Source organism: Methylobrevis albus, from assembly GCF_015904235.1.
GTDB classification, from domain to species: Bacteria; Pseudomonadota; Alphaproteobacteria; order Rhizobiales; family Pleomorphomonadaceae; genus Methylobrevis_A; species Methylobrevis_A albus.
On record NZ_JADZLT010000050.1, the window covers coordinates 253,194 to 265,220 of the forward strand.

Consider the following 12,027-nt stretch of genomic DNA (forward strand, 5'->3'; position numbering starts at 1 on the left):
AAAAACTCTTCGACGCCACCCTTTCGCATCATGCCCAGCCTTTGGCCTCGATCTAGTTTTGAGCACCTTTTCAAGCGAGGCGTGACGCGCGTGAATCTCAGCGAATATTCCAGCCAGGATGCAACGGGCCTGGCGGACCTCGTCGCCAAGGGCGAAGTGACCCCCGGCGAACTGCTCGACCTGGCGCTCGAGGCGACGGCGGCCGTCGACGACAGGCTCAACGCCGTCGTCGCGGTGTTCGAGGGCGAGGCGCGCCGCTTCATCGCCGAGGACATGCCGGCCGAGGCGCCGTTCCGCGGCGTGCCGTTCCTGCTGAAGGATCTCACGTCGCACTACGGCGGGCAGCCGACCGGCTCGGGCTGGCCGCCGCGGCTCGGCTATCCGGCGCCGGCCGACAGCGAACTCACCGCCCGCTACAAGCGCGCCGGCCTCGTGATCTTCGGCAAGACGGCGGTGCCGGAACTCGCCATGGACTGGACGACGCGCTCGACGGCGCACGGCGTCACCGACAATCCGTGGAAGCCCGGCCACACGGTCGGCACCTCCAGCGGCGGCACCGCCGCGGCGGTCGCGGCGCGCGTGGTGCCGATGGCGCACGGCAACGACGGCGGCGGCTCGATCCGGGTGCCGGCCTCGTGCTGCGGCGTGTTCGGCATGAAGCCGACGCGCGGCCGCAACCCGGCCGCCCCGGCCGGCGCCGCCTGGCAGGGCATGCTGACCGAGCACGCGCTGACCATGTCGGTGCGCGACAGCGCCGCCCTGCTCGACGCCACCGCCGGGCCGTTCAAGGGCCAATTCTACAATTCGCCGGAAGGCGGCAACTTCGCCGCGGAAGTCGGCCGCGATCCGGGCCGGCTGCGGGTCGCCTATTCGTCGAAGGCGCCTTACGGCGCGCCGGTGCACGACGACTGCAAGGCGGCGCTCGCCGACGCCGTCGCGCTGATGGAGAGCCTCGGCCACGTCTGCGAGGAGGTCGACATCGCCCTGCCGGAGGACGGCTGGACGACGTTCTCGCAGTTCATCCTCGCCGAATACGCCGCCGACATGCGGATCGAGGAGACGGTGCTCGGCCGCAAGCTGACCGCGGCCGATTTCCCGAAGATGCTGTGGGACATGATCGAGGCGGGCAACGCGCTCACCGCGGTCGACGTCGCCGTCGCGGAAACGCGGGTGCACGCGGTGGCCGCGGCCGTCGCCAAGGTGTTCGACACCTACGACGTGTTCCTGTCGCCGACGCTGGCGCAGCCGCCGCTGCCGCACGAGGCGTTCCCGGCGATGGTGTCGGTCGACGCGCACTACGCGTTCTATCTCTCCTGGATGCCGATGACGCACATCTTCAACATCTCCGGTTCGCCGGCGATGTCGGTGCCGCTTCACTGGAACGCCGACGGCCTGCCGGTCGGCGTGCAGTTCGCCGCGGCGCCGGCCGCCGAAGGCCTGCTCTACCGGCTCGCCGGCCAGCTCGAGGCGACGCGCCCCTGGGCCGGCCGCCGGCCGCTGGTCGCCGCCGGCTGAGGACAAGACCGGGCGCGCCGGGGGCGGCGCGGCCGGGCACGAGACTGTAAGAACACCAGAAACGAACACTGCGGGAACAGGACCATGCCCATGACAGCGCTCAAGAACATGCTGAAGATGCCGGTCGCCGCCGCGCTCCTTGCGGGGACCGCCCTCGCCGCCCAACCCGCCGTCGCGGCGGGCCTCACGGTCGCCCGCTCGGTCGACGCCGACGGGCTCGACATCCACAAGGTCAGCACGACCCAGTCGATGCAGGTGACGAACCTCCTGTTCGACACGCTGCTCACCATGGACCGCAGCGGCGGCATCCACCCGGGCCTCGCCAGCGGCTACACCCTCTCCGAGGACGGCAAGACCTACGTCTTCACGATCCGCGACGGGCTGAAGTGCCACGATGGCTCGGCCTTCGACGCGGCGGCGGTGAAGTTCAACATCGACCGGGCGCTCGACCCGGCCACCGTCAGCCCGAACGCCTCGTCCTGGGGTCCGATCGACAGCGTCGCGGTCGAGGGCAGCACGGTGACGGTGACGATGAAGAGCCCGTACGGCCCCTTCACTGCCTTCCTCGCCGGCATGCAGTCCGGCCTGATGTGTCCGTCGTCGGTGGCGGGCGCCGAATTCACGCCGATCGGCACCGGGCCGTTCAAGCTCGTCAGCTGGACGCGCAACGACCGTATCGAGCTCGCCGCCAACCCCGACTACGTCAACTTTTCGCCGCTGATCGAGAACCCGGGCAAGCCGCACCTCGACACGCTCACCATCATGGTGGTGCCGGAGGCCGTGGCACGCATGGCCGCGCTGCGCTCGGGCGAGGTCGACATGGTCGAGCCGTCGCTGGAGGAGGCCGCCGACCTCAAGGACGACGACGCCTTCAAGGTCTACGCCGCCGACCTCTCCGGCCAGCAGGTGTTCGCCGCCTTCACCTGGAAGATCGCGCCGCTCGACAACCCGAACGTCCGCAAGGCGATCGGCATGGCGATGAACCGCGACGCCTACGCCACGATCGGCTTCGAGGGGCTGGTCGACGTCGCCAACTGCCCGGTGGCGCCGAACCTCTTCGCCACCGACGAGGAGAAGTGCGCGTCGTGGGGCGTCTCCTACGATCCCGAGGCCGCGAAAGCGCTGCTCGCCGAGGCCGGCTACGGCCCCGACAAGCCGCTGAAGGTCAAGCTGCTGGTGCACAAGCTGCAGGGCTGGGACCAGATGCACCAGATCATGCAGCAGGATCTCGCCGCGATCGGCGTCGAGGCCGAGATCGAGACCCGCGAAGTCGCGGCCTTCTTCGACTACATGGGCACCGTCAACGGCAAGGCCGAGGGCGAGCCCGCCGTGTGGACCATGGGCATGTCGGGCGCCGATCCGGACTACCTGTACTTCCTCTGGAAGCAGCCGGGCTTCACCAATATGGGCCTCAGCGACACGATGGACGCCGAACTCGAGGCGCAGCGCGCGCTGTCCGGGGATGCCCGCGCCGCCAAGGTGCAGGAGATCCAGCAGTACCTGCTCGAGAACGCCTACGCGGTGCCGCTGGTCTCGCCGGGCTGGGGCTGGCTGATGGCCTCGACGGCCAAGGTCGACGGCTTCAAGATGGGCCACATGGTGACGCTGCTGTTCAACGACGTGACGGTCACGGAGTAGGACCACGCAGGCGGCGCCGCAGGCCCCTTCTCCCCTTGCGGGAGAAGGTGGCGGCGCAGCCGCCGGATGAGGGGGGCGGCACCCGCGGCCTCCCCCTCACCCGCCCTTCGGGCACCCTCTCCCGCAAGGGGAGAGGGGGACCGCCGTCCCGGCCGCGGCGGCAAACTGATGTGGAGACCTGGGTCGCCGGCATGATCACCCTTATCGCAAGACGCATCGCGACGGCCTTCATGACGATCCTGGCGGTCGTCGTCCTGTCCGGCCTGCTGGTGCACGTGGTGCCCGGCGACCCTGTCACTGCGATGATGGCGCAGTCGGTGACCGCCTCGCCCGAGGTGATGGCGGAGATGCGCAGCCAGCTCGGGCTCGACCTGCCGGTCTGGCAGCAGGTGGCGCGCTATGCCGGCGGCGTGCTCACCGGCGACCTCGGCACCACGATCCGCGGCAACGAGCCGGTGGCCCGGCTGCTGCTCGAACGCCTGCCGAATACCTTCATCCTGGCGGCGAGCGGCCTCGGCGTCGCGCTGGTGCTCGGCGTGCCGCTCGGCTTCATCGCCGCGATCAACCGCGGCCGCCTCGCCGATACGGCGGTGATGATCATCGCCGTGCTCGGAGTCTCGATCCCCGGCTTCTGGCTCGGCCTCGCGATGATCCAGATCTTCTCGCTGAAGCTCGGCTGGTTCCCGGTCGCCGGCACCAACGCCCGCAACCTGGTGCTGCCGGCGCTGACGCTCGGCCTGATCTATTGCGCCCTCGTCGCGCGGATGACGCGCTCGGCGCTGATCGAGATCCTCGCCGAGGACTATATCCGCACCGCCCGGGCGCGCGGCCTGCGCGAGCGCGAGGTGCTGCTGGTGCACGCGCTGAAGCCGGCGCTGATCTCCATCGTCACCGTCGTCGGCCTCGTCTTCGCCTACCTGATGGGCGGACAGGTGATCATCGAGAACGTGTTCTCGTGGAACGGCATCGGCCGGCTGGCGATCCAGGCGATGCTGCAGCGCGACTATCCGATGATCCAGGGCTTCATCGTGGTGTTCGCGACCTCCGTCGTCGTCGTCTCGATGAGCCTCGACATCCTCTACGGCATTCTCGATCCGCGCATGAGGCAGCGATGAACGCCCCCGTCCGCCGCCGGCGCCGCAGGCTGCCGCTGAACGTGCTGCTCGGGCTCGGGCTCGCGACCATCGTCGTCGCCGTCGCGGTGCTCGCGCCGGTGATCGCGCCGTTCGACCCGATGCGCATGGCCGCCGGGCCGCGGCTCGCCGCCCCCAGCCTCGCGCATCTCTTCGGCACCGACGAGTTCGGCCGCGATCTCTTCTCGCGCGTCGTGCGCGGCGCGCACCTGTCGCTCGGCATCGGCCTTGCCGCCGTCGTCGCCGGCCTCGCCGTCGGCGGGCTGATCGGGTTGGTCGCGGCCTTTGCCGGCCGGCTGGTGGAGGCGGTGCTGCTGCGGGTGATCGACCTGCTCTATTCCTTCCCCGACACGCTGATCGCCCTTGCTCTCGTTGCCTTCCTCGGCCCCGGCCTCGTCAACGCGACCATTGCGATCGCCGTCAGCCTGGTGCCGTTCTACGCCCGCGTCGCCTATTCGCTGGCGGTGGCGGAGCGGGCGAAGCCCTATGTCGAGGCAGCAAGGCTCGCCGGCATCGGCTCCGGCCGGCTGGTGCGGGTGCACGTGATGCCGAACATCGGCCAGAGCCTGATCGTGATGGCGACGCTCGGCTTCTCCTCGGCGATCCTCTCGGCCGCCGGGCTCTCCTTCCTCGGCCTCGGCGTGCAGCCGCCGTCGCCCGAATGGGGCGCGATCCTCGCCTCGGGCCGCAACTACATCACCAAGGCGCCGTGGATCCTGATCTTCCCGGGCCTTGCGATCTGCATGACGGTGCTCGCCTTCAACCTGCTGGGCGACAGCCTGCGCGACCTCGCCGACCCGCGCCGCACGGCGCCGCAGCGGGCGGGAGCCTGACGCATGGCCGCCCCGTTCCTCTCCGTCAGCGACCTCAGCGTCCGCTTCGACACCGACGCCGGCAGCTTTGCCGCCGTCGACGGCATCTCGTTCGAACTCGCCCGCGGCGAGATCCTCGCCCTCGTCGGCGAATCGGGCAGCGGCAAGAGCCTGACCTCGCTGTCGGTGATGCGGCTGTTGCCGCCCGCCGCCGCGATGACCGGCACGATCCGCATCGACGGCACCGACGTCACCACGCTCTCCCGGCGGGCGATGCAGGACGTGCGCGGCGCGCGCATCGGCATGATCTTCCAGGAGCCGATGACCTCGCTCAACCCGGTGCTCTCGATCGCGCGGCAGATGACCGAGGGCCTGCGCCGCCACCGCGGCATGGGCAAGACCGACGCCGAGATGCGGGCGATCGCCGCCCTCGTCGACGTCGGCATTCCCGACCCGGAGGGCGTGATGCGGCAATATCCGCACCAGCTGTCGGGCGGCATGCGCCAGCGCGTGATGATCGCCGCGGCGCTGACGCTGGAGCCCGGCGTGCTGATCGCCGACGAGCCGACCACGGCGCTCGACGTCACCGTGCAGGCGCAGGTGCTCGACCTGCTCGTCGATCTCAAAACCCGGCTCGGCTCCGGCATCCTCTTGATCACGCACGACATCGGCGTCGTCGCCGAGACCGCCGACCGCGTCGCGGTGATGCGGCGCGGCAAGATCGTCGAGAGCGGCTCGGTGGCGGAGGTGCTGGAGAACCCGGCGCATTCCTATACGCGCGGCCTGATGGCGGCGCACCTGACGCTCGACCGGGTGATGGAGAAGCGTGGCGGCCGGCCGCCGCGGCTGACGGCACCGCCAGAGGAGATCCGCTCATGAGCGCGCCGACCGTGCTCGCCCTCGACGGCATCCGCCGCACCTTCTCCTCCGGTGGCCGGCGCGTCGCGGCCGTCGCCGGGGTCTCGCTCAGCCTCGCGCGCGGCGAGACGCTCGGCGTCGTCGGCGAGAGCGGCTCGGGCAAGTCGACGCTCGGGCGGATCGCGGTCGGGCTCGAGCGGGCCGACGCCGGCAAGATCACCGTGCTCGGCCAGCAGATCTCCACGCTCACTGGCGCCGCGCGGCGCCAGCAGTTCGGCCACTGCCAGATGGTGTTCCAGGACCCCTATTCGTCGCTCAATCCACGGCTCACCGTGGCGCGGCAGGTGGGCGAATCGCTGGTGGCGCAGGGGCGCTTCACCACGGACGAGATCGGCGACCGGGTCGCGGCGCTCTTCGAGAAGGTCGGGCTGAAGCCGGAGCAGCTCAACCGCTATCCGCACGAGTTCTCGGGCGGCCAGCGCCAGCGCGTCGCGATCGCCCGGGCGCTCGCGCCGAACCCGGAGATCGTCGTCGCCGACGAGCCGGTGTCGGCGCTCGACGTGACGATCCAGGCGCAGATCCTCGACCTCCTCGCCGACGTGCAGGAGAGCGAGGGGCTCGCCTACCTCTTCATCTCGCACGATATCGCCGTCGTCGCGCATCTCTGCCGGCGCATCGCGGTGATGCACCGCGGCCGCGTCGTCGAGTTCGGCACCACCGACGACATCGTCCGCGACGCCCGCCACCCCTACACCCAAAGCCTGCTCGACGCCGTCCCCCGCCTCGGCCGCCGCCGCACCGGCGCCCGCACCCCGCCAACGGTGTTCCCGTCGCCGTCGGAGGCGGAGCGGATGGTGATGGTGACGGAGAGCCACGGCGTGCTGGTGGTCTGAGACGGACGCCGCCCGTCTCTCAGTCCCGGAGGCCCGGGGCTTCGTGGCCGGTGCGGGCGACGTATTCGGTGTAGCCGCCGCCGTACTGGTGCAGGCCGTCGGCGGTGAGTTCGAGGACGCGGTTGGAGAGGGCCGCGAGGAAATGGCGGTCGTGGCTGACGAACAGCATGGTGCCTTCGTAGGTCGAGAGCGCCCCGATCAGCATTTCCTTGGTGGCGATGTCGAGGTGGTTGGTCGGCTCGTCGAGGACGAGGAAGTTCGGCGGGTCGTACAGCATTTTCGCCATCACCAGCCGGGCCTTCTCGCCGCCCGACAGCACCCGGCACTTCTTTTCCGCGTCGTCACCGGAAAAGCCGAAGCAGCCGGCGAGGGCGCGGAGCGAGCCCTGTCCCGCCGTCGGGAAGGCGTCTTCGAGTGACTGGAACACGGTGCGCTCGCCGTCGAGCACCTCCATCGCATGCTGGGCGAAATAGCCCATCTTGACGCTGCCGCCGACGGCGACGGAGCCGGCGTCCGGCGTCGTGGTGCCGGCGACGAGCTTCAGCAAGGTCGACTTGCCGGCGCCGTTGACGCCCATGACGCACCAGCGCTCCTTGCGGCGGATCATGAAGTCGAGGCCCTCGTAGATCGTGCGGCTGCCGTAGCGCTTGTCGACCTTCTTCAGGCTGACGACGTCCTCGCCCGAGCGCGGTGCCGGCGGGAAGTCGAAGCTGACGGTCTGGCGGCGGCGCGGCGGCTCGACGCGCTCGATCTTGTCGAGCTTCTTTACGCGGCTCTGCACCTGCGCGGCATGGCTGGCGCGCGCCTTGAAACGCTCGATGAACTTGATTTCTTTCGCCAGCATCGCCTGCTGGCGCTCGAACTGCGCCTGCTGCTGCTTTTCGGCGAGCGCCCGCTGCTGCTCGTAGAATTCGTAGTCGCCGGAATAGCTGGTCAGGCTGCCGCCGTCGATCTCGACGATCTTGTTGACGATGCGGTTCATGAAGGCGCGGTCGTGCGAGGTGAGCATCAGCGCGCCCTCGAAGCCCTTCAGGAACTGCTCGAGCCAGATCAGGCTCTCGATGTCGAGGTGGTTGCTCGGCTCGTCGAGCAGCATGACGTCGGGGCGCATCAGCAGGATGCGGGCGAGCGCGACGCGCATCTTCCAGCCACCGGACAGCGCGCCGACGTCGCCGTCCATCATCTCCTGGCTGAAGCCGAGGCCGGCGAGCACTTCGCGGGCCCGGCCGTCGAGGGCGTAGCCGTCGAGCTCCTCGTAGCGGGCCTGCGCCTCGCCGTAGCGCTCGATGATCGCGTCCATCTCGCCGAGGCGGTCGGGATCGGCCATCGCCGCCTCGAGGTCGCGCAGTTCGGCGGCGATCTCGCTGACCGGGCCGACGCCGTCCATCACCTCGGCGGCGGCGCTGCGGCCGGCCATCTCGCCGACGTCCTGGTTGAAGTAGCCGACCGTGGTGCCGCGATCGACGGCGACCTGGCCCTCGTCGGGCAGTTCCTCGCCGGTGATCATGCGGAACAGCGTGGTCTTGCCGGCGCCGTTCGGGCCGACGAGGCCGACCTTCTCGCCGCGCAGCAGCGACGCCGACGCCTCGATGAAGAGGATGCGGTGGCTGTTCTGCTTGCTGATGTTCTCGAGGCGGATCATGGCGGTCGGTGGTCCGGGCGCAGGGGAAGACGGCGCCCTTATGCCATGCTTTCGCACCTGCACAAGTGACGGATCGTCAGCCGGGCGCCGGGTTTCCGCGCCGAACACCGCCGGACGTCGGGATAGGGCACGGCCGAGGGCCCGCGGCGCCCCGGCCGTGCCGCCCGGCTCACCAGCGCATGTGGGCGCTGAACTTCACCGCCCGGCCTTCGGCGTAGCTGCAGGCATAGGCGGTCTGGCAGCTCGCGACGTATTCCTTGTCGAAGAGGTTGGTGACGTTGACCGCGACGCCCCAGTTGTCGCGCTCGTAGCCGAGCTTGGCGTCGAACACCGTCGCGCTCGGCACTTCCAGGGTGTTGGCGTTGTCGGCAAAGGTCGAGCCGACGAAGCGGACGCCGGCGCCGAGGGTGACGCCCTCGAAGCGGCCGGCCTCGCTGCCGAAGGTGTAGTCGAGCGCCAGCGACGCCTGCCGCTCGGGCACGATGTAGGGCGTGTTGCCGATGATCGAGGCGTCGGCGTCCTCGGTGATCTCGAGGTCGAAGGCGGTCAGCGCGGCGGTCAGCTTCAGCTGCTCGGTGAGGTTCGCCTTCGCCTCGAATTCGAAGCCGCGCGAATTGACCTCGCCGATCTGGGTTTCGGCGAGGAAGGGGCCGGTGACGACGTTCTGGCGGGTGAGGTCGAAGACGGCGAGCGTGAACAGCCCGTCGAACCAGGTCGGCGCATATTTGATGCCGGCCTCGTACTGCTGGCCGGTTTCGGGCTGGAAGAAGCCGGCAGCCGCCGAGGACCCGATCAGCGGGTTGAAGAACGACGAGGCGCTGGCATAGGGCGTCACGCCGTTGTCGAACTCGTAGGCGAGGCCGGCGCGCCAGCTGAACTCGCCGTCGCTGCCGCTGTAGCTCGGGGTGCCGGTCGCGTCGGTGTCGACGAAGTCGTAGCGGCCGTTGAGCGTGACGATGAAGCCGTCGCCGAAGCGGAGCTGGTCCTGCACGTAGACGCCGAGCTGCTGCTGCACGAGGTCCTGGTCGATGTAGGCCGAGCGCGGCCCCTGCTCGCCGCCGTAGACCGGGTTGGTGGCGCTGATCGGCGTCGAGGCGCCGGTCGCCTGCATCTGGTCGATGTTGAACCACTTGTAGTCGGCGCCGAACAGCAGCCGGTGCTCGAGCGGGCCGGTGTCGACGCGGCCCTCGAGCTGATTGTCGACGAGGAAGGTGTCGACCGTCGTCTGATGCTCGAAGTTGATGCGGGTGAGCTGGTTGTCGGGGTCCTGCGGCGTCAGCGCATAGCCGAGGTAGCCGTAGGGGTAGACCGAGATCTCGTGCAGCTCGCTGTGGCCGTAGCGGGCGTTCTGGCGCACGGTCCAGTCGTCGGTGAGCTTGTGCTCGATCTCGTAGCCGATCGAGCCCTGGCGGCGCTCGTAGAGGTCGATGTCCGGCTCGGTGAAATTGGCGTCCGGGTCGATGCGGCCGAACGGCGCGTCCACCACGGTGCCGACATAGGGCAGGAAGCCGCCGCCGCCGTGGGTCTGGTCCATGTAGGTGTAGTTGGCGAGGATGGTGAGCGCGGTGTCCTCGTTCGGGCGCCAGGTGACGGTCGGCGAGACGACGCCGCGGAACTCGTCCTGGTAATCGCTGTAGCCGTCGCCGCCGAGCAGCCGGCCGACGACGCGCCAGTCCACCGTCTCGCCTGCCTGGTCGCCGACGTCGAAGCCGAAATAGGCGGTGCCGGCGTCGTTGATGCCGACCTCGGCCTCGCGCCGCCGCTCGCCGTCGGCGCGCTTGCTGACGAGGTTGACGAGGCCGCCCGGGTTGCTGCCGCCGTAGAGCACCGAGGCGGCGCCGCGCAGCACCTCGATCCGCTCCAGGGTGTAGCTGTCGGTGTAGAAGCCGCCAAAGGCGTAGGAATAGAGCTGCAGCCCGTCCTGGTAGACGCCGGACTGGGTCGCCTGGAAGCCGCGGATGAACAGCCAGTTGGTGTCGCTGTCCGGGCCGAACGGCTGGGCATAGACGCCGGGGGTGTAGCGCAGCGCCTCGTCGACCTTCTGCGCGCCGAGGTCGTCGATCTCCTCGCGGCCGATCACCGACACCGACTGCGGGATCTCTTCGACCGGCGTCGCGGTCTTCGAGCCGGTGGCGGTGGCGCCCGCCACGTAGCCGTCGACCGGGCCGGTCGCGCTGCCGGCGCCGCCCTCGACGACGATCGCTTCGAGTTCAATCGTCTCATCCGCCTGCTGCGCAAGGGCCGGCGCGGCGGCGACGAGGGCGAGGACGGCCGAGCCGGCGAGGAGCGCCGAACGGCGGGCGGAAGCGGACTTGAGCGGCATGGACGGTCGATACTCCGGAGGCCGAAACGCGGGTGGCGCGGGGCGCCATCAAAGTTGAGTAGTTAATTCAAGAAATCGAGGCTGACTTGTACGTTTCGGGGTTTCTTGTACCCGCCGGGGTGAACGCGCGCGGGCGGTCCACAGGCGCCCCCGACCACAGGCACCCCGTCAGCAACGGCCGGCGGTCTCGCGCAGCCAGACCCGCGGCGTGACGCCGACGATGCGGCGGAAGACGCGGGTGAAATGCGGCTGGTCGCAGAAGCCGGTGGCGGCCGCGATGTCGACCAGCGACGCCGAGGGCTGGCGCAGCATCGCCTGCGCCCGGCGCACCCGGGCGGCGAGCTGCCACTGGTGCGGCGCGACGCCGGCCGCCGCCTTGAAGGCATGGCCGAAGTGGCTCGGCGACAGGCCGGCGATGGCGGCGAGTTCCTCGATGCGGATCGGCCGGGCGCAGTTCTCCTCGATGAAGGCGCAGACGCGGCGCAGCGTGCGGTCGGGCAGGCTGCTGCGCCGGCGCGCAGGCGGCGCGGCGACCTCGAACAGGCCGGCGATCAGCGCGGTGAACAGGCTCTCGCCGTAGAGGTCGTCGAGGGGCCGGTCGCTGTCGATCTCGGCGGCGATCAGCCGGGCGAGCGCGGCGGTGCGGTCGTCGTCGAACATCACCCGCGGCGTCTCGAGCTGTTCGGGATCAAGCGCGGCGCCGAAGCGGCGCCGCAGCGCGGCCAAGTCGAAGTGGATGTCGAGATGGCGCAGGCCGGTGAGGCCGACGACCGTGCCGGTCATCGGCAGGTCGGCCGGCACGAAGCTGATCAGTGGCCGGTTGCCGAAGCGCTGGCGCGTGCGCCCCGCCGCCGTCTCGAAATCGAAGGCGCCGCCGCCGTGCGCTTCGAGCACGACGACGATGCGCGGGTCGCGGCCGACATAGTCGCCGCCCGCCGTCGCGGCGCAGCGCACCTGCCAGAGGTCGGCGGCGACGCCGTCGAAGCTGCGCGTCTTCAAGGTCGCAACGCTGAAGCCGGCGATCCGGGTGGTCATCTGCGGCCGGAACGGATTCATCGACGCGAAAACCCTGCAACGATACCAATGCGCCGCGGGCCCGGACGGGCACAGGAATTCACGGTGAGACGCCGGCGACGTCCGCCGCATCCGGCCGGTTTCCCGGCTTGCTCGCACGCTGCCGTGCAGCATATAAACCTGACAATCAAACTCAAGA

General features: G+C 69.9%; 9 protein-coding genes. 6 read left to right on the forward strand and 3 right to left on the reverse strand.

The features are described 5' to 3' along the window. Positions 1-90 precede the first annotated feature (90 nt). The 6 genes from I5731_RS10905 to I5731_RS10930 all read left to right on the forward strand — a co-directional run bounded on the left by I5731_RS10905 (position 91) and on the right by I5731_RS10930 (position 6,849). Positions 91-1,515 carry an amidase gene (locus tag I5731_RS10905; RefSeq protein ID WP_197311417.1) on the forward strand — a complete coding sequence of 475 codons (1,425 nt, stop codon included), beginning with the start codon at positions 91-93 and terminating at the stop codon, positions 1,513-1,515. A gap of 90 nt (positions 1,516-1,605) precedes the next feature. Beyond that, complete coding sequence (locus tag I5731_RS10910) at positions 1,606-3,153, forward strand: ABC transporter substrate-binding protein (protein WP_235981707.1); 1,548 nt, start codon at positions 1,606-1,608, stop codon at positions 3,151-3,153. 191 nt (positions 3,154-3,344) lie between these two features. Beyond that, on the forward strand, positions 3,345-4,268 hold the full coding sequence (locus I5731_RS10915) for an ABC transporter permease (RefSeq protein ID WP_197311419.1): 924 nt from the start codon (positions 3,345-3,347) through the stop codon (positions 4,266-4,268). Then, entirely contained in the window at positions 4,265-5,119 is an 855-nt protein-coding gene (locus I5731_RS10920; RefSeq protein ID WP_197311420.1) for an ABC transporter permease, read from the forward strand. Before I5731_RS10915 ends, I5731_RS10920 begins: the two co-directional genes overlap by 4 nt. Positions 5,120-5,122: 3 nt before the next feature. Then, on the forward strand, positions 5,123-5,977 hold the full coding sequence (locus I5731_RS10925) for an ABC transporter ATP-binding protein (RefSeq protein ID WP_197311421.1): 855 nt from the start codon (positions 5,123-5,125) through the stop codon (positions 5,975-5,977). Further along, positions 5,974-6,849, forward strand: coding sequence for an ATP-binding cassette domain-containing protein (locus tag I5731_RS10930; RefSeq protein WP_197311422.1), 876 nt, complete (start codon positions 5,974-5,976; stop codon positions 6,847-6,849). The genes I5731_RS10925 and I5731_RS10930 overlap by 4 nt, the downstream gene beginning before the upstream one ends. A 19-nt stretch (positions 6,850-6,868) precedes the next feature. Here I5731_RS10930 and I5731_RS10935 read toward each other — a convergent pair whose 3' ends face one another. The 3 genes from I5731_RS10935 to I5731_RS10945 form a co-directional block, all read right to left on the reverse strand. Further along, positions 6,869-8,491, reverse strand: a complete 1,623-nt coding sequence (locus I5731_RS10935; protein WP_197311423.1) for an ABC-F family ATP-binding cassette domain-containing protein — start codon at positions 8,489-8,491, stop codon at positions 6,869-6,871. Positions 8,492-8,660: 169 nt separating this feature from the next. Then, the gene (locus I5731_RS10940) at positions 8,661-10,814 is read right to left on the reverse strand and encodes a TonB-dependent siderophore receptor (RefSeq protein ID WP_197311424.1); all 2,154 of its coding nucleotides are present in this window, start codon (positions 10,812-10,814) and stop codon (positions 8,661-8,663) included. A 168-nt stretch (positions 10,815-10,982) separates the two neighbouring features. After that, the gene (locus I5731_RS10945) at positions 10,983-11,870 is read right to left on the reverse strand and encodes a helix-turn-helix domain-containing protein (protein ID WP_235981709.1); all 888 of its coding nucleotides are present in this window, start codon (positions 11,868-11,870) and stop codon (positions 10,983-10,985) included. Between the last annotated feature and the right edge of the window lie 157 nt (positions 11,871-12,027).